The sequence below is a fragment of the Pseudomonas sp. Z1-12 genome (assembly GCF_051132015.1).
Lineage (GTDB): Bacteria > Pseudomonadota > Gammaproteobacteria > Pseudomonadales > Pseudomonadaceae > Aquipseudomonas > Aquipseudomonas zanjanensis.
Genome location: NZ_CP071647.1, coordinates 3,288,029 through 3,311,649, shown reverse-complemented (window position 1 = coordinate 3,311,649; position 23,621 = coordinate 3,288,029). Strand labels below are relative to the sequence as shown.

Here is a 23,621-nt window from a genome sequence, read left to right as displayed (position 1 = left end):
ATGGCCTCGCTGAAACGGCCGCCAGGCTAGGCCGGGTCGGCGGCGGGACGGTGCTGGCGCAACAGTTCGATCTGCTGGGACGGGATCAACTCGCGCAACGCTTTATAGAGCGCGCGAGTTTCCAGCAGGTTCCAGATGCGCAGCATGGTTTCCAGCGCATCCAGGGGTTTGCTGATGAAATCCCGGGCACCGAGGGCCAGGGCCCGCAGGCGGGTATCACGGGTCGCGTCGGCGGTGAGGACCAGGATCGGCAGGTAATCGTTGGCCGGGATGCGCCGGTTCAGTTGCTCCAGCACGGCGAAGCCGTCGAACGCCGGCATGTGCAGGTCGAGGATGACCAGGTCCGGCTCGAAGCTGTTGAACAGGTCCAGCGTGCGCAACGGTTCGGTGCTGCTCAGCACGTTGTGCAACCCTTCGCGGGCCAGCAGTTGCTCCATCAGGTCCAGGTTGGGGCGCTGATCGTCGACGATCAGAATGCGCAAGTCGCGATTCATGCGGGCTCCGGTAGATAGTGTTCGAGGTGGCCGAGGAAGGCCTGGATATGGATAGGTTTGGTCAGGATCGCCGTGGCCCCGGCGTCACGCAGGGCACGATGGGTCAGGTCGCTGGCATCGGCGGTGATCATCAGCACGGGCGTGGCCGCAGTGGCCGGGGACTGGCGCAGGCGCCGCAGAACTTCCAGGCCTTCCAGGTCCGGCAGGGTGACGTCCAGCAGGATCAGTTGCGGGCTGTGCTGGCGGGCCAGGTCCAGGCCCATCTGGCCTTGCATGCTCGACAATAGCTGGATGCCGGGCCGGCGCTGCATCAGGGTCTCGATCAATGCGAGGCTCGACAGGTTGTCTTCGATGCAGAGGATTTTGCCGTGATAGTCCACGGGGGCGCGCGTCACGGCCAAGGCGGCGATGGGTGGCAAGTGCATGCCGATCACCTGGGTGGCGGGCAGTTGCAGGGTAAAGCAACAGCCGTGCCCGGGCTCACTGTGGACCTGCAGGTTGCCCTGCATCATCTCCAGCAGGTTCTTGCTCAAGGACAAGCCAAGGCCGGTGCCTTCGACCTGCGGATCGGCGCCCAGGCGTTCGAAGGGCTTGAACAGTTGGCCCAGCTGTTCCGGGGCGATGCCATGGCCGGTATCGTGGACGGCGATGCTCACCTGATGGGGCTGGACGTTCACTTCGATGCGCACCTCGCCGCCGGGCCGGTTGTACTTGATGGCGTTGGACAGCAAATTGAGCAACACCTGTACCAGGCGCTGGCGGTCGGCAAGCACCCCGCTGTCGTCGGGCAGTGCGGGCAGGTCGACCAAGTGGATCCCGGCGTCGGCGGCCATGGGTGAAACCAGCGTCAAGGCTTCGTGCAGCACCGTCGCCAGGGCGATCGGTTCGATGTTCAAGGGCAGGCGCCCGGCCTCGATCCGGGCGATGTCCAGCACCTCGTTGATCAACGCCAGCAAGTGCTGGCCGGCCCGAAGGATGTGGCTGACCTGGGGGCGTTGACCGGCGGTGGAATCCATGTCCAGCAGTTGCGCGAAACCGAGGATGGCGTTCAAGGGCGTGCGCAGTTCGTGGCTCATGCGCGACAGGAACTCGCTCTTGGCCCGGCTGGCGCTTTCCGCTTCCTCGCGGGCGGTGCGCAGGGCGATTTCGGCGGCGCGTCGGTCGGTGATGTCGCGGGTGATCTTGGAAAAACCGCGCAACGCGCCCGTGCCGTCGTACTGGGCGGTGATGACCACGCTGGCCCAGAAGCGGCTGCCATCCTTGCGACAACGCCAGCCTTCTTCCATGTAGTGGCCGTCGCGGGTGGCTTCGCGCAGGGCCAGGTCCGGGTGTGCCGGGCATTCCTCGGGCAAGTAGAACAGGGAGAAATGCTGGCCGAGGATTTCCTGCTCGGTGTAGCCCTTGATCCGCTGCGCGCCAGCGTTCCAGGTGGTGACGTAGCCTTGGGCATCCAGGGCGAAGATCCCGTAGTCCTTCACCCCGTCGATGATCAGCCGCAAGCGCTCTTCGTTATCGCGCAGGGCCCGCTCGCGTTCGGCGAGCAACTGCCCGGCCTCCACCAGGCGCGTGCCGAGCTGGCCGATTTCGTCCTGCTCCGGCGGTTGTGGCAACAACGGTTGGCCCAAGGCCAGGCGCTGGGCGTTGCCTTGCACCTGCTGGACCCGGGCGACAATGCCCTTGGACAGGAACAGCACCGCGACAATGGCCCCCAGCAGCCCGCACACCGCCGCCAGCAGCGTGGCGAACAACAGCCGCATGCGCGTGGCCGAGGCGGCGGCGCTGCGTTCGGCCAGCAGGCCATCCTCGCGTATGCGCATGGCGCTGATCTGCTCGCGCAGCACGTCCAGCACCTGTTTGTTTTCGATCAGGATCGCGGTGATGGCCTCGGGGTCGTCGCGCTTGCCGTTGCGCAACGCGAGCAAACCGTCGAGCTTGTCGGCGATCAGTGGGGTGATGGTCTTGAGATGCTCGCGCATCCTGGCATCGCGAATGTTCTGGTCCAGGCGTTGCAACGCAGCCTGGATCAACGGCGTGGCCTGTTCGTAGCTGGGCAGGAAGTCTTCGCGCCGGGTCAGCAGGTAACCGCGCACGCTGGCCGCGGCCTCGGCCAGCAGGGTATGGACCGTCTGGATATCACCCTGGACCAGCAGCACCCTGCGCACGTCTTCTTCGGCCCGTGCGGTCTGGCGTTCGGTGATATAGATCAGCACCAACGACAGCAGCAAAACCACCAGGGGCAGGGAAATCACCACCAGGGCCTTGCCCCGCAACGGCAGGTCGGCCCAGCGGCGGGCGGCGAGAAACCTCATGGCCATTGCCCGGCAGGTTGTGCCACCAATCCGAGGGCCACGCCGCGCACGGCGGCCTGGGTCCGGTCGGCGGCGCCCAGCTTGCCGATGACGCGCTCGACATGGGCCTTGGCGGTGCCGGGTGCGATGCCCAGTTTTTCACCGATTTCACGATTGCTGAAACCGCTGGCCACCAACCCCAATACCTGGCGCTCGCGGGCGGTCAGGGCCTGGACCTGTGGGGCGTTACCGGCACCGCGCTCGGCCATGCGGCGCAGCAGGCGCGCGCTGACCGAGCTGTTCAGCGCCTCGTCGCCTTGGGCGACCCGCTTGAGGGCATCGAGCACTTCATCGCGACTGGCATCCTTGAGCAGGTAGCCGACCGCACCCGCACCAATGGCGGCTTCGAGGTGATCGGGGCTGTCATCCATGGTGAAGATCACCACCTTGATCCCGGGCTGGCGCTGCTGCAGGATCCGCGCCGCGCCGAGGCCGTTGAGGACGGGCATGCGGATGTCCAGGATCGCGATGTCCGGCTGTAGCCGCTCGCACAGGTCGAGGGCTTCTTGACCGTCGCGGGCCTGGCCGACGACCTCGAATCCGGGGCTGTCGGCCAGCATGCTGATAAAACCGGTGCGGGTCACTTCGTGGTCATCGGCCAGCAGCAGGCGCAAAGGGCGGTTCATGGCTGTACTCCGGGGGACGGTAGCGGCACGCTGGCGAGCAAGCGAGTGCCACCGCCGGGTTGGCTGCAACAGGCCAGATGGCCCCCCAGCAAGTTGGCGCGCTCCTGCATGGCGGCCAACCCCAGGTGGCAGCTGCCGTTGGTCTCGACGGGTTGTTCCAGGGCAAAGCCACGCCCATCGTCTTCCACTCGCAGGCACGCGTGGCCATCTTTCACCGCCAGCCCCAAGTGCACATGGCTGGCCTGGGCGTGCTTGAGGATGTTGTTGATACCCTCCTGGGCGATGCGAAACAGGGCGATCTCGGTGTTCCCCGGCAGGCGCGCGCTGCTGTGCTCGGTCCAGCTTACGCTCAGGCCCGCGTCGCGCAGGCGATCGGCTTCCTTGTCGACGGCTTTGTACAGGCCGAAATCATCCAGCACATGAGGGCGCAGGCCCCCGATCAACTGCCGCCCCTCGCCGACGCAGCCTTGGGCCAGGTCGAGGATGGCCTGCAACTCGCTCGCCAGCGCCGGTGGCAGGGATGGACAGCGACCGGCGAAACCCTGCAAACGCTGGTGCAACCCGGCCAGGTTTTGCGCCAGGCCGTCGTGCAGGTCGTAGGCCACGCGCTTGCGTTCGTCTTCCTGGGCGCTGAACAAGCGGTGGACCAACTCGGACATGGTCCGCTCGCGGGCTTGCAGGGCTTCGACCAGACGACTGTTTTCCAGATGCGCCGCCAACAGCGTCGCCAGTAATTGCAGCGACTCGATGTCTTCGTTGTCTGGCGCGCCGAGGGCGACGCTGTTGCCCAGCAGCAAGGCCCCGAACGTCACGCCATCGGAGGTACGCAATGGAATCCGCAGGACCTGGGGCAAGGTGCTGCCGGGGGATTCGAGCCAGTGCGGGCCGGGTGTCTGCGGCTGGGCCAGCTTGGCGAGCAGGTCGACGCGTTCCGCGCTGCCGTGGCTGGCGAGGGTGCGCAACGTGTTATCCGGTGCCCACTCCAGCAGCAGGCCATGGTCCATCGCCATGAACGCGCACGCCCGTTGCAGTGCCCGCTGGCGCATGGCCGGCAGCGGCAACTGCATCAGTTCATGGCCGGTGCCCAGCAACAGCCCCAGGCGCGCCGCGCGGCTTTGCGACTGGCGATACTGACTGCGGATGGCCAGGGCACTGCCGGGATCATGGGGTGGGCTTTGCATGGGGAACTCCAGCGTGAAAAAGATCGGACGGTTCGCGGTGGCGCCATTAAAACGTGTCACCGGCAACGGGCCTATCTGCCGAATGGCATAGGCGATTGGCACCGGTTGGCCGATGGCGAAGGTGGGGAAGGCCGGCAAAGTGGGCTCATTGAAACCCAAAGGAGCCTTCCGATGAAAATGAAAACCTGTGCCATCGCTGCTTTTTTCCTGCTGACCGCGCCGCTTGTCCAGGCTGTCGAGGCCACACCCTACGTGTATCGCACCGTGGCCGAACAGCCCAAGAACGTGAATGATCGGGAAATCGCCGCACTGTTCGACCGCTGGAACGCCGCGCTGCAAACCGGTAGCGCCACCGCCGTGACCGGTCTCTATGCCCCGGATGCGATTTTGCAACCGACCGTTTCCAACAAGGTGCGCAATACGCCGGCGCTGATCCAGGATTACTTCGAGCACTTCCTGGCGGGCAAGCCGGTGGGGCAAATCAACTACCGCGAGATCCGTCACCTGGGGCCTGACGCGGCGATGGACAGCGGTGTCTATACCTTCACCCTGACCCAGGCCGATGGTTCCAAGCGCGAAGTCCAGGCGCGCTACACCTTCCTTTACGAGCGCCTCGATGGCCAGTGGAAGATCATCAACCACCACTCTTCGGCCATGCCGGAAGTGCCGAAGACGTTGCATGCCAGTCACTGATGGCATTGCTCGCAAAGCTCGGGCTGTGGGACCCAACTGTGGGAGCGAGCTTGCTCGCGATGGCGGCAGACCAAACGGCATTGAAGCAAGCTGACCCACCGCTATCGCGAGCAAGCTCGCTCCCACAATGTAGTGTCTCTGAGTTCCCTCCTGTGGCGAGGAAGGCGTAGCAGCCCCATCAATCCCCTTTTAGACACACTTTGCATAAACAACTTGGATTCATGCGCGAACATTAATTAGAATCAGTCTCATTTAAGACCTTGCGCAGGCTTCTGGACATGTGTGATGCAGTTACGCCGACGGAGCAATCCCTCCATGCGTTGTACCGTGACCACGGGAGTTGGCTGGAAGGCTGGTTGCGACGGCGCATGGGCAATGCCTGGGATGCGGCGGACCTGCGCCAGGATACCTTCCTGCGGGTGCTTTCCAGTGCCCAGCCATTGGCTGACCTGCAAGAACCCCGGGCTTACCTGCTGACTGTCGGCAAGCGCCTGCTGAGCAACTTCTACACCCGCCGCAATCTGGAGCAGGCGTACCTCGACGCGTTGGCGAACCTGCCTGAAGCTTGCGCGCCGTCGCCGGAACAGCGTTGGCTGCTGCTGGAAACCCTGCAAGCCCTGGACGAATTGCTCGATGGCCTGCCGCCCTTGGTGCGGCGGGCTTTTTTATGGAGTCAGCTCGAAGGCCTGGGTTATCGCGAGATCGCCGAGCGCTTGCAAGTCTCCGAGCGCACCGTGAAGCGCTACATGGCCCAGGCCTACGAGCATTGCCTGTTGGTGGACTTCTGATGTCGTCGACGCCATCACCCGAGGCCCGTGAAGCGGCACGGGCGGCTGCCCGCTGGTTGACCCTGATGGAATTCGACGGCGACGCGTTCGACTCGGCGGCCCTGCAACGCTGGCGCGACAGCAGCGCTCACCACGAGGCGGCCTGGCAGAAGGCCCAGCGATTGCGCCAGCGCTTTGCCGGGGTGCCAGCCTCCCTGGGCATGGCCACCCTGGACCGTCCGGCGCTGGCCCGGCGCGCGGTGCTCAAGCGCGCATTGGGCGTCGCTGCATTGGTCCCGGCTGCCTGGCTGTTGGGGCGAGAGCTGCCGTTGGAGGTCTGGCGCGCCGACTTGCACACCGCCACGGGGGAGCAACGGCGCTGGACGCTGGTCGACGGCAGTGCGCTGCAACTGAACACCGACAGCGCCGTTGACCTGGATCTCAACGCTCGGCGCCTGGTGTTGGTGCGCGGGGAGATGGCCCTCAAGCTCGCCGGGAGCACGCCGCTGTCCGTTCAGTCCCTCTATGGGCTCATCACCCTCAATCGTGGCGAAGTCTGCCTGCACTTGGGTGAGGGTGACTGCCGGGTGTCGGTGCTCAGCGGCTCGGCGCAACTGCAACCCTTGCGCGGGCCTTCGCTGAGCTTGGAAGAGGGCCAGCAGGTCAACTTCCAGGCCTCGGGCGCAGGGCCGGTGCGGGCGTTCGATGTGGCCCAGCTGGGTTGGCGTGACGGGATACTGGTTGCGCAGGACCAGCCGCTGGGGCATTTCCTGCGGGAGCTGGACCGTTATCGTCCTGGTGTTTTGCGCTGGGACGAAACCCTGGAACCGCTGCGAATCACTGGCAGCTTCCGCCTGGACAACACCGATCGAATCCTCACGCTGCTTGCCGCCAGCCTGCCGTTGGACGTGCACATGCGTACTCGTTACTGGGTGACGTTGACGCCTCGCAAAAAAATGGCCTGAGGCCGCCCCCTGTGGCGAGGGAGCTTGCTCCCGCTGGGTTGCGCAGCGACCCCTAAGCCAGCCGCCGTGGTGTGTCAGATGGATGCTATTTGCTTCATTTTGGGGGCGCTTCGCACCCCAGCGGGAGCAAGCTCCCTCGCCACGGAGGGGTGTCGTTTCGAGGCCTGTCCCCTTTTTTTGTCTCGCTTGTCATTCAAGGCAACTGAACAAAAACGAGAGCGCTTTCCAATGTCCGCAGTTGTTCCTTTGCGTTTGCGCCCGGCCTTTGCCGGCTGGCGTCCGCTGTTGAACCTGAGCCTCATGCTGAGCCTGGGTGCCAGCCCTTTTTTCATCTCATCGAGCCAGGCCGAAGAAACCGTCCGGCGCAGTTACCAGGTGCCGGCTGGCAGCCTCAGCGCGGCGTTGACCCGGTTTGCCGGGCTGGCCGGGGTCAACCTCTCGGTGGACCCAGCCTTGGTGAGCGGGCGCAACAGCGCCGGGCTCTCGGGGGAGTTTGGTGTGGAAGAGGGGTTTGCCCGGCTGTTGCGAGGCTCGGGCCTGCAATTGCAGCCGGTGGGGGAGCAGGCGTACATCCTGATGCCGGCGCCAGAGGGCGGCAGCCTGCAGTTGGCGCCCACTTCTATTTTCGGCGCCGCGGCGTCGACGGACAGCCCGGTGTATGCCGGCGGCCAGGTGGCACGGCGCGGTTCCCAAGGCTTGCTGGGCTCGCGGGATTTCATGGAAACGCCGTTCAGCATGACCACTTACACCAGCACTACGGTCAAGAACCAGCAGGCGCGGACCCTGGGCGACCTGATCGCCAGCGACCCCTCGGTCCGCGCCACCAACCCGGCGGGCGGACGCTACGAGCAGTTCACCATTCGTGGGTTCAGCCTGTTCAACAGTGATGTCGCCTACAACGGCCTCTACGGCATCCTGCCGACGTACACCATCGATATGGAGATGGCCGAACGCGTCGATATCCTCAAGGGGCCGAGCCAGCTCATCAACGGTGTCTCGCCGCGGGGCAGCGTGGGGGGCGGGATCAACGTGGTGCCCAAGCGCGCCACCGACAAGCCCATCACCTCATTCACCGGCAGCTACGCCTCCAATAACCAGTTGGGCGGGGCGGTGGATGTCGGTCGGCGCTTTGGGGAGGAGGACAAGTTCGGTATCCGCTTCAACGGCGTGAAGCAGGCGGGCGACACCGAATGGGATCACCAGAGCGTGGACCGCGAGATGGCGGTGCTGGGCCTGGATTTTCGCGGGGAACGCCTGCGACTGTCGACCGACATTGGCCACACCGAACGTAACACCGACGCGCCCCAGGAACGTGTGCAGGTCGGCGCCAACGCGCAGGTTCCTCACGCCAGCGATGTGCGCGACAACTACGCTCAGCGGTGGAGCAAGGCGCGCACCCAGGACACTTTCGGCGCCGTGAATGCTGAGTTCGATCTCAGCGATTCCGTGATGCTGTATGGCGGTGTCGGCGCGCGTAAAAGTGACCACGACTTCCTTCGGCACAACGTTTCGGTCACCAATGACGCGGGCGACTTCACCGTCCAGCCCCGTGACTTTACCCGGGAGGAAAATGTCCGCACGGCCACGGCCGGGGTACGCAACTGGTTCCATACCGGTCCGGTGAGCCATGAGGTCAACCTGGCGGCCAGTTATTTCTATATGGACTTCGAAAATGGTGGCGCTCGTTACGCCAACGGCCGCAGCAACCTGTACGACCCGGTGCAGACCCCGACGCCGAGCAACCCGACGCGACAGGACGATAAGGTCTACACCGAGAACCGCTTCAGCGGCGTGGCGTTGTCTGACACCCTGGGGCTGTTCGAGGACCGCTTGCTGCTGACCCTCGGCGCTCGCTGGCAACGGGTGAAGGTTGACGACTGGACCAATGACGTCAAGGGCGACACCGCCTACGATGAAGAAAAGGTTTCGCCGTCGGGCGGCATCCTGTTCAAGGCGACGGACAAGCTGTCGCTGTATGCCAACTACATGGAAGGCATGAGCCAGGGCAAGATCGCGCCGTCGACCTCGGTGAACGAGGATGAGATTTTTCCGCCGTTCATCAGCCGTCAGGTCGAGGTGGGCGCCAAGTACGACGCCGGCCCGTTCGCGGTCACCGCCGCGGTGTTCCGGATCAAGCAACCGGCCTACGCGACTGACGCCACGACTCGCGTCTTCGGCCCCAACGGCAAGCGCGAAAACACCGGCGTGGAGTTGAGCGTGTTCGGCGAACCGCTGAAGGGCACCCGCTTGCTCGGCGGTGTGATGTTCATCGACAGCGAACTGACCGACACCACCAATGGCGCCTTCGATGGCAACCGTGCACCGGCCACGCCCAAGTACAACGTCAACCTCGGTGCCGAATGGGACGTGCCGACTGTCCAGGGCCTGACATTGACCAGCCGAGGCATCTACTCCAGCGGGCAGTACCTGGATCAGTCCAACACCAAGGAGATCGATGCCTGGACGCGTTTCGACGTGGGCGCTCGCTACGGCTTCAAGATCGACGAGAAGAACATCACCCTGCGGGCCAACATTGAAAACGTGGCCGACAAGCGCTACTGGAGTTCGGCCGGTGCGTCGGATGACAGTGAGCCTGGGCTTACGCTGTCGACTCCGCGCACCTACCTGCTGTCCGCGACGGTGGATTTCTAAGTCGACGTGCCGCTCCAGGGAGGGAGCTGCCCGGGTTCAGGTATCGCGAAACAGGTCGTGGGCATCCAGCAGTCGCCAGGCGATCTCGGGGCGTTTTTCCAGGCCGCGGCGAATGGCGGCAGGGATCGACTGGCGGATCTTGCGACACAGGCCGGGCTGGTCCTGGAATTCGATGGCGATGCCGCGCATGGTCCGCACTTCGTTGTAGCCGGGCTCGACGCGCAAGCGGATACCCAGGTTCTCGTACAAGCGTTGTTGCAGGCGCTGGAGTTCATCGAGGCTCTGGATGTTCTCCAGGCGTTCGAGCAGGCGTTTTTCTTCCTGGCGGTTCAGGCAAAGGATGCGCAGGTCGCTGCCGGGCGCTTGCAGCAACGCATCACGCCCGCAATCGCAGACGCCGGGCGGGCAGGGGGGACGGATCGGAATCGACGCGGTCATGGGCTCCACAAAAAATGCTGCACAACGAAACAGCAGGCTTATCGCCGACCCAGGCAATGTGATGCCTGGCGGCATGTGGGTCAAGCCTGTTGGAGGGGCCGCTGGTCTGGCGTTGCTGTGCACTCCACAGTTTCACTGTGGGGGCGAGCTTGCTCGCGATAGCGGTGGGTCAGCTTGCAGGGATGTTGAATGTTCCACCGCCATCGCGAGCAAGCTCGCTCCCACATTTGAATTTCTGTGAACACAAAATGCTGTGCTCGACCTGGATTCTCTGTGGGAGCGAGCTTGCTCGCGACGACGGCGGTTCAGTTGGCGAAAATGCCAGCAAATTACAACCCCAACTCAGACAACCCCGGATGATCATCCGGCCGGCGGCCCAGGGGCCAATGGAACTTGCGCTCGCTTTCCTTGATCGGCATGTCGTTGATGCAGGCGTAGCGGTTGGACATCAGGCCTTGCTCGTCGAACTCCCAGTTTTCGTTGCCGTAGGAACGGAACCAGTTGCCCGAGTCGTCGTGCCATTCATAGGCATAGCGCACGGCGATGCGGTTATCGGTGAAGGCCCAGAGCTCCTTGATCAGCCGATAATCCAACTCCTTGGCCCACTTGCGGGTCAGGAATGCCTTGGCTTCTTCGCGGTTATGGGCGAATTCGGCGCGGTTACGCCATTGGGTATCCAGTGTGTAGGCCAGGGATACTTTTTGTGGGTCGCGAGCGTTCCAGCCATCTTCGGCCAGGCGAACTTTCTCGATCGCCGATTCACGGGTAAACGGCGGCAACGGCGGACGAACTTCAGAAGAGGCAGACATGGCGGATCTCCAGTGAGGTGATGAACTGCACAGGGCTTAACGGGTCAGGCGTGTAACAACTTTTTCAGCATGTCCTGGGCATGATCAGCCGCGCTGTGGTCGCCCATGACCAGCGCCACGGTAATCGCGCCATCGATCAGGATCAGCAGTTGGCGGGCCAGGGTATCCGGGCGCTCGACACCTTGTTCGACACATAGCCGGGTCACGTAGTCGAGCAACTTCTGTTTGTGCAGCTTCGCCACCTGGCGGACCGGATCTTGCGGATCACCGGTTTCGCCGCTGGTATTGATGAAGGCACAGCCACGAAAGCCGTCGCTGTCGAACCAGCCCTTGAGCACGGTGAACAGGTTGAGCAGCCGTGCGGTGGGGGTGGGCGCCTTGTCCACCTCGCTGCTGAACCATTGCATCCAGCGCTCGTCCCGTCGCTTGAGGGCGGCCACGATCAGGTCGTCCTTGTTGGCGAAGTAGCGATAGACACTTTTCCTGGAGACGCCGGCGGTTTTCACCAGAAGGTCCATGCCGGTGGCAGCGATGCCACTTCTATAGATCAACTTTTCGGCGACATCGAGGATGATGTCTCGTGTTTCATTACCAGTGATATCGTTCATGAATTGAAAGTAGAATGATCGTTCTCCTTGGTCAAGTCTTTTTTTCTTGACGACAGGAAGACCCGAACCCATCCATGGTGTAAGCTCATCCGTTCTTCGGAATCGACCTTTTGCGAGCCCTATGCCGTCGCTCTTCAAACGCTCCCTGCTGCCCAAGCTGCGCAGCTTTGCACTGACCGCCGACGCGGTGACCATCCTCGATGGCGCTGCTCAATTCCGCCGTTGCCTGCTGGAGAAAATCGCCCAGGCGACCCAGCGCATCTACATCGTCGCCCTGTACCTGCAACAGGACGAGGCCGGCCAGGAAATCCTCGACGCCCTGCATGCCGCCAAAGCGGCGCGTCCGGAACTGGACGTGGTCGTGGTGGTGGACTGGCTGCGGGCCCAGCGCGGGCTGATCGGCGCCAAGAAGCAGCCCGGCAACTCGGCGTGGTACCAGGAGCAGACCCGCACCCATGCCAGCGAAGTGCCGATCTACGGCGTGCCGGTGCAGACCCGCGAGCTGTTCGGCGTGCTGCATTTGAAAGGTTTCGTGATCGATGACTGCGTGCTGTACAGCGGCGCCAGCCTGAACAACGTGTACCTGCACAAGTTCGACAAATACCGCTACGACCGCTATCACCTGTTGCAGAACACGGCATTGGCCGATTCGATGCACCACCTGGTGCAGCATGGCCTGGTCACGTCCCGGGCCGTGCATCGCCTGGACCTGCCGAACCTGCCCAGCACCCGCAGTTTGCGCAAGGACATCGGTGACCTGCGCAGTCGCTTGAAGTACGCGACCTATGACACCAGCGCCGGCAGCCTCGACAAAAGCGGCCTGTCAGTGAGCCCACTGCTGGGCGTGGGCAAGAACAATCCCCTGAGCCGGGTGATCGGTGAACTGATCGCCAGCAGCCGCCAGCAACTGACGATCTGCACCCCATATTTCAACCTGCCCCTGGCCGTGACCCGGGAGCTCAACCGCGCCCTGGCCCGCGGGGTCAAGATCGACATCATCGTCGGTGACAAGACCGCCAACGACTTCTACATTCCGCCAAGCGAGCCGTTCAAGATCATCGCGGCGCTGCCCTACCTCTACGAAATCAGCCTGCGTCGCTTCGCCAAGCGACATCAGCGGGCGATCGACAGCGGTCAACTGAACCTGCACTTGTGGCGCGACGGGGACAACACCTATCACCTCAAGGGCATGTGGGTCGACGAGCGCTACACCTTGCTGACCGGCAACAACCTCAACCCCCGGGCCTTTCGTCTGGACCTGGAAAACGCGCTGTTGCTGGACGACCCCAAGGGCGAGCTGCTTGCGCCGCGCCAGGCCGAACTCGAGCAGATCTACCGCCACACCCAGCGAATAGAGCGTTACCTGGACCTGGAAACCCTGCCGGACTACCCCGAGGCCGTGGCCAGGTTCCTGAAGCGGGTCAGCCGGGTGCGGATCGAACGGCTGCTCTACCGGATCCTGTGAACATCCGCGCCATGTCGGAAAAAGACACCATTTCCATCCAGTTGGTACGTGAGGCGCTGCTGCAAAGCTGCGCCCCCGGGGCCGCTACCGATGAGGTCCTGAGCAAGGTCGGCATAGCCCCGGCACTGCTCGACGATCCCCAGGCGCGGGTCCCGGCCCATGCCTATGCGCGGCTCTGGCGTTTACTGGCCCGGCGGTTGGATGACGAGTTTTTCGGCATGGACCCGCGCAAGCTCAAGTCCGGCAGCCTGGCGTTTCTCTGCCAGTGCGCCATGGCCCAGCCCACGCTGGCGACGGGTTTGACGGCGGGGCTGGGGTTTCTGTCGCTGATGCTCGAACACCTGCCGGCTCAATGGGTGCGCCAGCAAAGCCTGGCGGAGATCGTGCTGCTGGAAGATGACCAGGCGCCGCGCCGGGCCTTTACGTATTTCACCTACTGGATGATCGTCCATGGCGTGGCCTGTTGGCTGGCCGGGCGACGTATTCCCATTCTGTCCGTCGAACTGCGCTGCCCGGCGCCGGATTTCTGCGACGACTATCGCGTGATGTTTTCCCAGAACCTGCGCTTTGACCGGCCACGCACGCGGATGATTTTCGCCGCCGAATGCCTCGACCTGCCTATCCGGCGCAACGCCGATGAGCTCAAGCGCTTCCTGGCCCAGGCTCCGGCCAACATCCTGGTCAAATACCGCAACCCGCAAAGCCTGGCCAGCCGTATCCGCCACGACCTGCGGCAACTGCCCGCCGACCAGTGGCCGGAAACCGAGGCCCTGGCCCAGCAGTTGTGTGTGTCCGCCTCGACCCTGCGTCGACGCCTGGCGGAAGAGGGCCAGACTTACCAAGGGCTCAAGGACAGCGTGCGCAAGGACCTGGCGATCACCTGGCTGGCCGAGCCCTCCATCAGCTTCGTCGAAATCGCCTCGCGCCTGGGTTTCGCCGATGCCAGTTCCTTCTACAAGGCGTTTCGCAAATGGTCCGGGTCCAACCCGGGGCATTATCGCAGCCTGATTCTCAACGAGAGCGACTGATCCGCTGAATCCGACACTGCCCTCCTGTGGGAGCGAGCTTGCTCGCGATAGCAGTGTGTCAGTCGACATCAATGCAACTGATCCGGCGCCATCGCGAGCAAGCTCGCTCCCACAATGGATTGGAGGTGGGCCGCGACTCTGTGACTGCCCAAGCCTCCCTGTGGGAGCGAGCCTGCTCGCGATAGGGCCATTACAGGCAACACATCCCTCCAACCATGGCCAAACCAGTCAAGCAACTTGATGGCTTTGACCATTGCCGCCACCGCCCTTCGGCGCGAGTATTTACCTGCTCTTCACGGTTCCCCCACCCAATAAAAAGTACAGAGGGATTCTGGTCATGCGCGATTATTCGTCCGCCACGTCGCAGTTCGATTACCTGCACACCGTCAACGCCGCATTGCACGGCTCGCTCGAGGCGCTCAATGCCTGCGTCGAGTGTTGCGACCGGCATGCGTTGCCGGGGCGCATCGCCTTGTTCTGGGAGGGCCGTGACGGCAGCGAGGCCACCTGGACTTACCGCGACCTGCAGGACAACGCCGCGCAGTTCGCCAATTTCCTGCGCGCCCAAGGCGTCGGCAAGGGTGACAAAGTGGCCGGCCTGCTGCCGCGCACCGCTGAACTGCTGATCGTGGTCCTCGCCACCTGGCGTATCGGCGCGGTGTATCAACCGTTGTTCACTGCGTTCGGCCCCAAGGCCATCGAGCACCGCCTCGGCAGCTCAGGGGCGCGCATTGTCGTCACGGATGCCGTCAACCGTCCCAAGCTCAACGAAGTCGCCGGTTGCCCCACCGTCGTGACGGTCGGCGGCGAAAAGGGCCAGGGCATCGTGCGCGGCGACTATAGTTTCTGGGCCGAAGTGGCGAACCAATCCAGCCAATGCGAACCGCTGATGCTCACCGGTGAAGACCCGTTCCTGCTGATGTTCACCTCTGGCACCACGGGGCCTGCCAAGGCGCTGTCGGTGCCGCTCAAGGCCATCGTGGCGTTCCAAAGCTACATGCGTGACGCGGTGGACCTGCGCCCGGAAGACGCCTTCTGGAACGTCGCCGACCCGGGTTGGGCCTACGGCATCTATTTTGGCGTGACCGGACCGCTGGCCATGGGGCATCCGATCACCTTCTACGATGGCCCATTCACTCTCGAAAGCACCTGCCGAATCATCAACAAATACGGCATCACCAACCTGACCGGCTCGCCCACGGCCTATCGCTTGTTGATCGCCGGCGGCGAGCAGTTCGCCCGCTCCATCAAGGGCAAACTGCGCATCGTCAGCAGCGCCGGCGAGCCGTTGAACCCCGAGGTGATCCGGTGGTTTGCCGACAACCTCAACGTGGTGATCCATGACCATTACGGCCAGTCCGAACTGGGCATGGTGCTGTGCAATCACCATGGGCTGGAACATCCCGTTCACCTGGGCGCGGCCGGTTTCGCCTCGCCGGGCCATCGCATCGTCGTGCTGGATGAAAACCAGCGCGAACTGGGTGTGGGCCAGCCGGGTATTCTCGCGGTGGACCGCAGCCAGTCGCCCATGTGCTGGTTCGCCGGTTACGAAGGCGGACCGACCAAGGCCTTCGTCGGTGACTACTACCTCAGTGGCGACACCGTGGAGCTGAACCCGGACGGCAGCATCAGCTTCGTCGGCCGCAGCGACGACGTGATCACCACCTCCGGTTACCGGGTCGGTCCGTTCGATGTGGAAAGCGCGCTGATCGAACACCCAGCCGTCGTGGAAGCGGCGGTAATCGGCAAGCCGGACCCGGAGCGTACCGAGTTGGTGAAGGCCTTCGTGGTGCTCGGCGCCCAATACCGCGCCTCACCGGAGCTGGCCGAGGAGCTGCGCCTGCACGTGCGCCAGCGCCTGGCGGCCCATGCCTATCCCCGTGAAATCGAATTTGTCAGCGACTTGCCGAAAACCCCAAGCGGCAAGTTGCAGCGCTTTATCTTGCGCAACCAGGAAATCGCCAAGGTTCAAGAGACTTTGGCGCAGAACGTTTCAGCTTGAATCCAAGGAAACCATGATGCAGATCGACAACAAGATTTTCCTCGTCAGCGGCGGTGCTTCCGGCCTCGGCGCGGCCACCGGTGAAATGCTGGTCAAGGCCGGCGCCCAGGTGATGCTGGTGGACCTCAACGCCGACGCCGTGGCTGCCCAGGCGCAAAAACTGGGTTGCCGGAGCGTGGTGGCTGATATCAGCAACGAGGCGGCGGCAGAAGCGGCGGTCAAGGCCACGGTCGATGCGTTTGGTGGTCTGAATGGCTTGGTGAATTGCGCCGGTATCGTGCGCGGCGAAAAGATCCTCGGCAAGAACGGCCCCCACGCTCTGGATAGCTTCAGCCAAGTGATCAATGTCAACCTGATTGGTAGCTTCAACCTGCTGCGCCTGGCCGCCGCGGCCATTGCCGAAACCGAAGCCAACGCGGACGGCGAGCGCGGGGTGATCATCAACACCGCTTCCGTGGCGGCCTTCGACGGGCAGATCGGCCAGGCGGCTTACGCGGCCTCCAAAGGCGCCATCGCCAGCCTGACGTTGCCGGCCGCTCGTGAGTTGGCGCGCTTCGGTATTCGGGTAATGACCATTGCGCCGGGGATCTTCGAAACCCCGATGATGGCCGGCATGACTCCGGAAGTGCGCGATTCCCTGGCCGCCGGCGTGCCGTTCCCACCGCGCCTGGGCAAACCTTCCGAGTACGCGGCACTGGTCAGGCATATCATTGAGAACAGCATGCTCAACGGCGAGGTGATCCGTCTCGACGGTGCCTTGCGTATGGCAGCCAAATAAGTCAGGAGGATTCATGATGTCCAACGATCCTATTGTTATTGTCAGCGCCGTCCGCACCCCCATGGGCGGTTTTCAGGGCGAATTGAAAAGCCTCACCGCGCCACAACTGGGTGCCGCCGCCATCAAGGCCGCCGTGGAGCGTGCCGGCGTCGCGCCGGACGCGGTTGAAGAGGTGCTGTTCGGTTGCGTGCTCGCCGCCGGCCAAGGCCAAGCCCCGGCGCGTCAGGCCGCGCTGGGCGCCGGGCTCGCCAAATCGACCCGCTGCACCACGCTCAACAAGATGTGCGGTTCGGGCATGGAAGCGGCGATCCTGGCCCATGACATGCTCATCGCCGGTAGTGCCGAGGTGGTGGTGGCCGGTGGCATGGAGAGCATGTCCAACGCGCCGTACCTGCTGGACCGTGCCCGCGGTGGTTACCGCATGGGCCATGGCCGGGTGCTTGACCACATGTTCCTCGACGGCCTGGAAGACGCCTACGACAAAGGTCGGCTGATGGGCACCTTCGCCGAAGATTGCGCCGAGGCCAACGGTTTCAGCCGCGAGGCCCAGGACGCCTTCGCCATTGCTTCCACGACCCGCGCCCAGCAGGCGATCAAGGACGGCAGTTTCGACGCCGAGATCGTGCCGTTGCAAGTCATGGTCGGCAAGGAACAAGTGACCATTCGCCACGACGAACAACCGCCGAAAGCGCGGATCGATAAGATCGCCTCGCTCAAGCCGGCGTTCCGCGACGGCGGCACGGTGACGGCAGCCAACGCCAGTTCCATTTCCGATGGCGCCGCCGCCCTGGTGCTGATGCGCCAAAGCCAGGCAGCCGAGCGTGGCCTCAAGCCATTGGCGGTGATCCACGGTCACGCGGCGTTCGCCGATACCCCGAGCCTGTTTCCCACTGCGCCGATTGGTGCCGTGAAGAAATTGATGCAAAAGACCGGATGGTCGCTGGATCAAGTCGATCTGTTTGAAGTCAACGAAGCCTTCGCCGTGGTGGGGCTGGTGACCATGGCCAAGCTGGAAATCGCCCATGACAAGGTCAACGTCCACGGCGGTGCCTGTGCGTTGGGCCACCCGATTGGCGCGTCTGGCGCACGGATCCTGGTGACGCTGCTGTCGGCCCTGCGCCAGAAAGGCTTGAAGCGCGGCGTCGCGGCGATCTGCATCGGCGGCGGCGAAGCCACGGCCATGGCCGTCGAATGCCTGTATTAAGGAATCACCATGCTCCCGACTGAAGAACAGACCCAAATCCGTGACATGGCCCGGCAGTTCGCCGAGGAGCGGCTGAAACCGTTCGCCGCCGAATGGGACCGTGAACACCGTTTCCCCCGGGAAGCCATCGGTGAAATGGCCGAACTGGGCTTTTTCGGCATGCTGGTGCCGGAGCAGTGGGGCGGTTGTGACACCGGTTACCTGGCCTATGCCATGACCCTGGAGGAAATCGCCGCCGGCGATGGCGCATGCTCGACCATCATGAGCGTGCACAATTCGGTGGGCTGCGTGCCGATCCTCAAGTTCGGCACCGATGAGCAGAAGGCGAAATTCCTCACGCCCCTGGCCAGCGGCGCGATGCTGGGCGCGTTCGCCCTGACCGAGCCCCAGGCCGGGTCGGACGCCAGCAGCCTCAAGACACGGGCGCGGCTGGAGGGTGATCATTACGTGCTCAACGGTTGCAAGCAGTTCATTACCTCCGGGCAGAACGCCGGGGTGGTGATCGTGTTCGCGGTGACCGATCCGAGCGCCGGCAAGCGGGGCATCAGTGCCTTCATCGTGCCGACCGATTCGCCGGGCTACAGCGTGGCGCGGGTGGAAGATAAACTCGGCCAGCACGCGTCCGACACCTGCCAGATCCTGTTCGAGGATGTGAAGGTGCCGGTGGGCAATCGCCTGGGTGAGGAGGGCGAGGGCTACAAGATCGCCCTGGCCAACCTGGAAGGCGGCCGGGTGGGCATCGCGGCGCAAGCGGTGGGCATGGCCCGCGCCGCGTTCGAAGCGGCCCGGGACTATGCGCGGGAACGCTCCAGTTTTGGCAAGCCGATCATCGAGCATCAGGCGGTGGCGTTCCGCCTGGCGGACATGGCGACCCAGATCGCCGTGGCCCGGCAAATGGTGCATTACGCCGCCGCCCTGCGGGACAACGGCCAGCCAGCGTTGGTGGAAGCGTCCATGGCCAAGCTGTTCGCTTCGGAAATGGCCGAGAAGGTCTGCTCCATGGCGTTGCAGACGCTGGGCGGTTACGGTTACCTCAATGATTTCCCGCTGGAGCGTATCTACCGCGACGTGCGGGTCTGCCAGATTTATGAAGGCACCAGCGACATTCAGCGCATGGTCATTTCGCGCAATCTTTGAATAGGAGTCCTGCATGAGCTACGAAACGATTCTATTGGAGATCAAGGACCGCGTCGGCCTGATCACCCTCAACCGTCCCCAGGCCTTGAACGCCTTGAATGCGCAGATCGTCAGCGAGCTGAACCAGGCCCTGGACAGCCTGGAGGCGGATCCGAAGATTGGCTGCATCGTGCTGACCGGCTCGAAAAAGGCCTTCGCCGCCGGAGCCGACATCAAGGAAATGGCTGAGCTGACCTACCCGCAAATCTACCTGGACGACCTGTTCAGCGACAGCGACCGCGTGGCCAACCGCCGCAAGCCGATCATCGCCGCGGTGAACGGTTTTGCCTTGGGCGGTGGCTGCGAGCTGGCGTTGATGTGTGATTTCATTCTGGCCGGGGACAACGCCAAGTTCGGCCAGCCGGAGATCAACCTCGGCGTCCTGCCGGGGATGGGCGGCACCCAGCGCCTGACCCGTGCGGTGGGCAAGGCCAAGGCCATGGAAATGTGCCTGACCGGGCGTTTCATCGACGCGGTGGAAGCCGAGCGTTGCGGCATCGTCGCGCGGATCGTACCGGCCGATGAACTGCTGGACGATGCGCTGAAAACTGCAGCGTTGATCGCCTCCAAGTCGGTGCCCATTAGCATGATGGTCAAGGAAAGCGTCAACCGCGCCTTTGAAGTCAGCCTGTCCGAAGGCGTGCGTTTCGAGCGCCGGGTATTCCATGCGGCGTTTGCGACGCAGGACCAGAAGGAAGGCATGGCGGCGTTCGTGGCCAAGCGTGCGGCGGAGTTTCAGGACAAGTAATGCGGCGTTCCGACTGGCGCCATCGCGAGCAAGCTCGCTCCCACAGTGGATCGGGGGTGTGCGCAGCCTGTGTACGCCGCTGAACCCTGTGGGAGCTGGGCTTGCCCGCGATAGCGGCGGTACATTCGGCATTGTTGTGACAGATGCACCGCTTTCGCGAGCAGGCTCGCTCCCACAATGGATCTGGGGTGTACGCAGCATTTGAGTACGCCGCTGAACCCTGTGGGAGCTGGGCTTGCCCGCGATAGCGGCGGTACATTCGGCATTGTTGTGACAGATGCACCGCTTTCGCGAGCAGGCTCGCTCCCACAGTGGATCGGTGGTGTACGCAGTATTTGTGTACGCCGCTGAACCCTGTGGGAGCGAGCTTGCTCGCGATGCTTTTCCTGCCGCTACACCAGGTAGTGTTTCAGTTCCCGGGCGATGACCATTCGCTGTATTTCGCTCGACCCTTCGTAGATCTGGGTAATCCGTGCATCGCGGTAGTAGCGTTCTACCGGATAATCCTCGAGATACCCGTACCCGCCATGAATCTGTATGGCCGAGGAGCAGACCTTTTCGGCCATTTCCGAGGCGAACAGCTTGGCCTGGGAGGCTTCCGACAGGCACGGCTTGCCGGCGCTGCGCAACCGGGCGGCGTGGAGGATGAGCAGGCGGGTGGCGTTGATGCGGGTGTGCATGTCGGCCAGCAGGTTGGCGATGCTCTGGTGCTCGATGATCGGCTTGTCGAACTGGACACGATCGCGGGCGTAGGCCAGCGCCGCTTCAAACGCTGCGCGGGCGATGCCCAGGGCTTGCGCCGCGATGCCGATGCGGCCGCCTTCCAGGTTGGACAGGGCAATGGCCAAGCCCTTGCCACGCGCGCCCAGCAGATTGGCCTCGGGAATGGTGCAATTGTTCAAGGTAACCGCGCAGGTGTCCGAGGCGCGGATGCCCATCTTGTGTTCAGTGCGATCGACGATGAATCCCGGCGTATCGGTAGGCACCAGGAACGCCGAAATACCTTTTTTGCCCAGCTCCGGATCGGTGACGGCAAACACAATCGCCAGTTTCGCCCGCTTGCCGTTGCTGACGAACTGCTTGGCGCCACTGATCACCCATTGGCCATCGCGCAGTTCGGCCCGGGTGCGCAGGTTGTGGGCTTCGGACCCGGCCTGGGGTTCGGTCAGGCAGAAGCAGCCAATGGCCTGGCCACTGGCGAGCTCCGCCAGCCACGTCTGCTTCTGTTCATCGGTGCCGAAATTCAGCACCGGCCCGCAACCCACCGAGTTGTGGATGCTCATCAGCGCCCCGGTGGCACCGTCGCCCGCGGAGATTTCCTCCACCGCCAGGGCATAGGCCACGTAGTCGACATAGGTGCCGCCCCATTCTTCCGGCACCACCATCCCCAACAGGCCTAGTTCGCCCATCTTTGCCACCAGGCCGTCATCGATCCAGCCGGCCTTTTCCCAGGCCTGGGCATGGGGGGCGATTTCACCACGGGCGAAGTCCCGGGCCATGTCGCGGATCATCACTTGTTCTTCGGTCAGTTCGAGGTCGTGCATGGCTCAGTTCCCGTGGTCATCGAAGCCGTCGAAGAAACTCGCCACATGGTCGGCGTCCAGCGCCTCCAGGGTCGGCGGGTTCCAGCGCGGGTTCTTGTCTTTGTCGATCAGCAAGGCGCGCACGCCTTCGATCAGGTCTCCGCGTTCGAACCATTGCCGGTCCAGGTGCAGCTCCAGGGCAAAACAGTCTTCCAGGCTCAAATGTCGGCCGCGCCGCAGCATTTGCAAGGTCACGGCCATGGCCAGGGGCGAGCGGCTGTCCAGCAGGTCGGCGGTCTTCACCGCCCATTCATGGCTGTTGGCGACGGTGACCTGGCGCAACTGCTCGACCATGCTCGGTACGTCGGGCAGGGCAAAGAAATGGTCGATGGCTGGGCGCAAGTCGGCCAGGGGCGGGGCAGGGAGCTGTTGCTGGCCGAGTTTGGCCAGCAGGCTTTGCAGATCCTTGAGCGGTGTGTCGTGCCATTCCAACCGATCGAGGCGCTCGTCCAGTTGCTTGAGCTTGCGGCTGTCGAGGTACCAGTCGGCAAGCCCGCAGTACAACGCGTCGGCGGCGCGAATCTGTACGCCGCTGACCCCCAGGTAGATCCCCAGCTCACCGGGAATGCGCGGCAGGAAATAACTGCCGCCGACGTCGGGGAAATAACCGATGGCGACTTCTGGCATGCCCAGGCGACTGCGTTCGGTCACGACCCGCAGGTCGGCGCCTTGCACCAGGCCCATGCCGCCGCCCAGCACGAAGCCGTCCATCAAGGCGAGGATCGGTTTGCGGTAGTGGTGGATCGTCAGGTCGAGGGCGTATTCCTCGACGAAGAAATCTTCATGCAGGGTATCGCCTTGTTTGTGACTGTCGTAGAGCGAGCGGATATCACCGCCGGCGCAGAACGCTTTGTCACCGGCGCCACGCAGTACCACGGCGCGGATCTGTGGGTCGAGTGCCCACGTATCGAGTTGTTGTTGCAAGCTGCGCACCATGCCCAGGGTCAGGGCATTGAGGCCGGCGGGGCGGTTCAGGGTCAAGTGGCCGACGTGATTGCGAACGTCGACCAGCACCTCATGGGCCACGGCTTCGATGGTTTCCGCAGCTTGGGATGAAACCTGAGCTGTCATCGCTAACTCCCTGCTTTTATTGTTTTTTATGAATTGTGTCGCGCGTACCCGATCAGGATCGTACCAGTGCAAATTTGCCTTGCACAACCGGGATACGTGCAGGTCCTGTCTGCATATTTATAGCAGCCACAGGCTCAACCGCGACTTGAAAGGACCTCCGTGATGCTGCGGCGCTTGGCATTTCGCTCGCTGACGTGGATGAGTTGTTCCAGATCTTCCGGGGTGACGTCGAAGAATGCCTCCATTTCCGCCAAGGCCAACTTCAGGTCTTCGGCGGTGATGGCCTGGCGGTCGACGGGAGGGTGGTCAGCCGGTATGACGGCCACCGGTTCGCTGGCGCGCTTGGGATAGCGCACCCGCGTCAGGTTGTTGTAGGCCAGCGCAAAGGTGAGCAACCCGGAGCCGGCCAGCATGGCCGCGCCAACCGCCTGCCAGTCCAGGGCAACGATAGACGGATCCGCCAGCACCAACGTCGCCGCCAGGGCACCAGCCGGCGGGTGCAGGCAACGCAGCCAGCACATCAGCACCAGCGCCATGCCGGCCGCCAGGCAGGCGCTGCCCAGCGTACGCCCCAGCACATGGGCCACCAGCAGCGCCACGACCGACGCACACAGGTAACCGCCGACAATCGACCACGGCTGGGCGAGGGCGCCCGATGACACGGCAAACAACAGCACGGCCGAAGCCCCGAGGGGCCCGATCAGGTGTTGTGCCACCTCAAGGCCAAAGACCTGGCCACATAGCCAGACGCTGAACAGTGTCCCCAATGCCATGCCGATGGCGGCGCGGCTCCATTCGGTGGGACGGGTATTGATGGCGGCGGGGATCCAGCGAGAAAGCATTAAGCGAAAATCCAAAAAACGAACAAAAAAAGGGGCTTACGGGGAGGTCCCAGAAAGCCCTTTAAGTGTTCCAACAGTTGGGGGAGGAACGGTGCACAGTGTGCCGGTCACAACCCTCGCTTACAAATTCATATTAATGCTGC

At 63.5% G+C, this 23,621-nt stretch carries 21 protein-coding genes; 11 read left to right on the top strand and 10 right to left on the bottom strand.

Annotated features, from left to right (window positions below):
* Positions 1-26: 26 nt before the first annotated feature.
* Genes J3P85_RS13960 through J3P85_RS13945 form a run of 4 tightly spaced genes read right to left on the bottom strand, consistent with a single transcriptional unit; the run spans position 27 to position 4,649 of the window.
* On the bottom strand, positions 27-494 hold the full coding sequence (locus J3P85_RS13960; protein ID WP_053187808.1) for a response regulator: 468 nt from the start codon (positions 492-494) through the stop codon (positions 27-29).
* The gene (locus J3P85_RS13955) at positions 491-2,803 is read right to left on the bottom strand and encodes an ATP-binding protein (RefSeq protein ID WP_434706244.1); all 2,313 of its coding nucleotides are present in this window, start codon (positions 2,801-2,803) and stop codon (positions 491-493) included. The genes J3P85_RS13960 and J3P85_RS13955 overlap by 4 nt, the downstream gene beginning before the upstream one ends.
* On the bottom strand, positions 2,800-3,468 hold the full coding sequence (locus J3P85_RS13950; RefSeq protein WP_411384622.1) for a response regulator: 669 nt from the start codon (positions 3,466-3,468) through the stop codon (positions 2,800-2,802). The genes J3P85_RS13955 and J3P85_RS13950 overlap by 4 nt, the downstream gene beginning before the upstream one ends.
* Positions 3,465-4,649 carry a sensor histidine kinase gene (locus J3P85_RS13945; RefSeq protein ID WP_434706369.1) on the bottom strand — a complete coding sequence of 395 codons (1,185 nt, stop codon included), beginning with the start codon at positions 4,647-4,649 and terminating at the stop codon, positions 3,465-3,467. Before J3P85_RS13945 ends, J3P85_RS13950 begins: the two co-directional genes overlap by 4 nt.
* A gap of 171 nt (positions 4,650-4,820) precedes the next feature.
* Here J3P85_RS13945 and J3P85_RS13940 point away from each other — a divergent pair, with 171 nt between their 5' ends.
* From J3P85_RS13940 to J3P85_RS13925, 4 genes are all read left to right on the top strand, one after another.
* On the top strand, positions 4,821-5,342 hold the full coding sequence (locus J3P85_RS13940) for an SgcJ/EcaC family oxidoreductase (protein ID WP_186706812.1): 522 nt from the start codon (positions 4,821-4,823) through the stop codon (positions 5,340-5,342).
* Between the two features lie 278 nt (positions 5,343-5,620).
* On the top strand, positions 5,621-6,130 hold the full coding sequence (locus tag J3P85_RS13935; RefSeq protein WP_186706814.1) for a sigma-70 family RNA polymerase sigma factor: 510 nt from the start codon (positions 5,621-5,623) through the stop codon (positions 6,128-6,130).
* A complete protein-coding gene (locus J3P85_RS13930; RefSeq protein ID WP_434706243.1) occupies positions 6,130-7,074 on the top strand; it encodes a FecR domain-containing protein in 945 nt (314 codons plus the stop codon). Before J3P85_RS13935 ends, J3P85_RS13930 begins: the two co-directional genes overlap by 1 nt.
* A 228-nt stretch (positions 7,075-7,302) precedes the next feature.
* Entirely contained in the window at positions 7,303-9,726 is a 2,424-nt protein-coding gene (locus J3P85_RS13925) for a TonB-dependent siderophore receptor (protein WP_434706242.1), read from the top strand.
* A gap of 36 nt (positions 9,727-9,762) precedes the next feature.
* On the opposite strand, the gene J3P85_RS13920 is transcribed toward J3P85_RS13925, so the two are convergent.
* The 3 genes from J3P85_RS13920 to J3P85_RS13910 all read right to left on the bottom strand — a co-directional run bounded on the left by J3P85_RS13920 (position 9,763) and on the right by J3P85_RS13910 (position 11,581).
* A complete protein-coding gene (locus J3P85_RS13920; RefSeq protein ID WP_192260232.1) occupies positions 9,763-10,164 on the bottom strand; it encodes a hypothetical protein in 402 nt (133 codons plus the stop codon).
* Positions 10,165-10,493: 329 nt separating this feature from the next.
* Positions 10,494-10,973 (bottom strand): DUF1348 family protein, encoded by a 480-nt coding sequence (locus tag J3P85_RS13915; RefSeq protein ID WP_434570198.1) that lies wholly within the window; start codon positions 10,971-10,973, stop codon positions 10,494-10,496.
* A gap of 44 nt (positions 10,974-11,017) precedes the next feature.
* Positions 11,018-11,581 (bottom strand): TetR/AcrR family transcriptional regulator, encoded by a 564-nt coding sequence (locus tag J3P85_RS13910; protein ID WP_434706241.1) that lies wholly within the window; start codon positions 11,579-11,581, stop codon positions 11,018-11,020.
* 121 nt (positions 11,582-11,702) lie between these two features.
* Here J3P85_RS13910 and pssA point away from each other — a divergent pair, with 121 nt between their 5' ends.
* From pssA to J3P85_RS13875, 7 genes are all read left to right on the top strand, one after another.
* The gene (gene pssA / locus J3P85_RS13905; RefSeq protein ID WP_186705578.1) at positions 11,703-13,046 is read left to right on the top strand and encodes a CDP-diacylglycerol--serine O-phosphatidyltransferase; all 1,344 of its coding nucleotides are present in this window, start codon (positions 11,703-11,705) and stop codon (positions 13,044-13,046) included.
* Between the two features lie 11 nt (positions 13,047-13,057).
* Positions 13,058-14,074 (top strand): AraC family transcriptional regulator, encoded by a 1,017-nt coding sequence (locus J3P85_RS13900; RefSeq protein WP_434706240.1) that lies wholly within the window; start codon positions 13,058-13,060, stop codon positions 14,072-14,074.
* Positions 14,075-14,411: 337 nt separating this feature from the next.
* Entirely contained in the window at positions 14,412-16,076 is a 1,665-nt protein-coding gene (locus J3P85_RS13895) for an AMP-binding protein (protein WP_434706239.1), read from the top strand.
* A gap of 16 nt (positions 16,077-16,092) precedes the next feature.
* Positions 16,093-16,854 carry an SDR family NAD(P)-dependent oxidoreductase gene (locus tag J3P85_RS13890; RefSeq protein WP_434706368.1) on the top strand — a complete coding sequence of 254 codons (762 nt, stop codon included), beginning with the start codon at positions 16,093-16,095 and terminating at the stop codon, positions 16,852-16,854.
* A 13-nt stretch (positions 16,855-16,867) separates the two neighbouring features.
* Positions 16,868-18,058, top strand: coding sequence for an acetyl-CoA C-acyltransferase (locus J3P85_RS13885; RefSeq protein WP_434706238.1), 1,191 nt, complete (start codon positions 16,868-16,870; stop codon positions 18,056-18,058).
* A 9-nt stretch (positions 18,059-18,067) separates the two neighbouring features.
* Entirely contained in the window at positions 18,068-19,195 is a 1,128-nt protein-coding gene (locus J3P85_RS13880) for an acyl-CoA dehydrogenase (protein WP_250963739.1), read from the top strand.
* A 13-nt stretch (positions 19,196-19,208) separates the two neighbouring features.
* Positions 19,209-19,982, top strand: coding sequence for an enoyl-CoA hydratase (locus J3P85_RS13875; protein WP_024617255.1), 774 nt, complete (start codon positions 19,209-19,211; stop codon positions 19,980-19,982).
* A gap of 392 nt (positions 19,983-20,374) precedes the next feature.
* Here J3P85_RS13875 and J3P85_RS13870 read toward each other — a convergent pair whose 3' ends face one another.
* The 3 genes from J3P85_RS13870 to J3P85_RS13860 all read right to left on the bottom strand — a co-directional run bounded on the left by J3P85_RS13870 (position 20,375) and on the right by J3P85_RS13860 (position 23,478).
* On the bottom strand, positions 20,375-21,526 hold the full coding sequence (locus tag J3P85_RS13870) for an acyl-CoA dehydrogenase family protein (protein WP_434706237.1): 1,152 nt from the start codon (positions 21,524-21,526) through the stop codon (positions 20,375-20,377).
* 3 nt (positions 21,527-21,529) lie between these two features.
* Complete coding sequence (locus J3P85_RS13865) at positions 21,530-22,636, bottom strand: enoyl-CoA hydratase/isomerase family protein (protein WP_434706236.1); 1,107 nt, start codon at positions 22,634-22,636, stop codon at positions 21,530-21,532.
* Positions 22,637-22,770: 134 nt separating this feature from the next.
* The gene (locus J3P85_RS13860; RefSeq protein ID WP_411384634.1) at positions 22,771-23,478 is read right to left on the bottom strand and encodes an HPP family protein; all 708 of its coding nucleotides are present in this window, start codon (positions 23,476-23,478) and stop codon (positions 22,771-22,773) included.
* Between the last annotated feature and the right edge of the window lie 143 nt (positions 23,479-23,621).

Coding starts and splice junctions, on each gene's coding strand:
- J3P85_RS13960 (WP_053187808.1), bottom strand. CDS start 494: ATGAATCGCGACTTGCGCATTCTGATCGTCGACGATCAGCGCCCCAAC.
- J3P85_RS13955 (WP_434706244.1), bottom strand. CDS start 2,803: ATGAGGTTTCTCGCCGCCCGCCGCTGGGCCGACCTGCCGTTGCGGGGC.
- J3P85_RS13950 (WP_411384622.1), bottom strand. CDS start 3,468: ATGAACCGCCCTTTGCGCCTGCTGCTGGCCGATGACCACGAAGTGACC.
- J3P85_RS13945 (WP_434706369.1), bottom strand. CDS start 4,649: ATGCAAAGCCCACCCCATGATCCCGGCAGTGCCCTGGCCATCCGCAGT.
- J3P85_RS13940 (WP_186706812.1), top strand. CDS start 4,821: ATGAAAATGAAAACCTGTGCCATCGCTGCTTTTTTCCTGCTGACCGCG.
- J3P85_RS13935 (WP_186706814.1), top strand. CDS start 5,621: ATGTGTGATGCAGTTACGCCGACGGAGCAATCCCTCCATGCGTTGTAC.
- J3P85_RS13930 (WP_434706243.1), top strand. CDS start 6,130: ATGTCGTCGACGCCATCACCCGAGGCCCGTGAAGCGGCACGGGCGGCT.
- J3P85_RS13925 (WP_434706242.1), top strand. CDS start 7,303: ATGTCCGCAGTTGTTCCTTTGCGTTTGCGCCCGGCCTTTGCCGGCTGG.
- J3P85_RS13920 (WP_192260232.1), bottom strand. CDS start 10,164: ATGACCGCGTCGATTCCGATCCGTCCCCCCTGCCCGCCCGGCGTCTGC.
- J3P85_RS13915 (WP_434570198.1), bottom strand. CDS start 10,973: ATGTCTGCCTCTTCTGAAGTTCGTCCGCCGTTGCCGCCGTTTACCCGT.
- J3P85_RS13910 (WP_434706241.1), bottom strand. CDS start 11,581: ATGAACGATATCACTGGTAATGAAACACGAGACATCATCCTCGATGTC.
- pssA (WP_186705578.1), top strand. CDS start 11,703: ATGCCGTCGCTCTTCAAACGCTCCCTGCTGCCCAAGCTGCGCAGCTTT.
- J3P85_RS13900 (WP_434706240.1), top strand. CDS start 13,058: ATGTCGGAAAAAGACACCATTTCCATCCAGTTGGTACGTGAGGCGCTG.
- J3P85_RS13895 (WP_434706239.1), top strand. CDS start 14,412: ATGCGCGATTATTCGTCCGCCACGTCGCAGTTCGATTACCTGCACACC.
- J3P85_RS13890 (WP_434706368.1), top strand. CDS start 16,093: ATGCAGATCGACAACAAGATTTTCCTCGTCAGCGGCGGTGCTTCCGGC.
- J3P85_RS13885 (WP_434706238.1), top strand. CDS start 16,868: ATGATGTCCAACGATCCTATTGTTATTGTCAGCGCCGTCCGCACCCCC.
- J3P85_RS13880 (WP_250963739.1), top strand. CDS start 18,068: ATGCTCCCGACTGAAGAACAGACCCAAATCCGTGACATGGCCCGGCAG.
- J3P85_RS13875 (WP_024617255.1), top strand. CDS start 19,209: ATGAGCTACGAAACGATTCTATTGGAGATCAAGGACCGCGTCGGCCTG.
- J3P85_RS13870 (WP_434706237.1), bottom strand. CDS start 21,526: ATGCACGACCTCGAACTGACCGAAGAACAAGTGATGATCCGCGACATG.
- J3P85_RS13865 (WP_434706236.1), bottom strand. CDS start 22,636: ATGACAGCTCAGGTTTCATCCCAAGCTGCGGAAACCATCGAAGCCGTG.
- J3P85_RS13860 (WP_411384634.1), bottom strand. CDS start 23,478: ATGCTTTCTCGCTGGATCCCCGCCGCCATCAATACCCGTCCCACCGAA.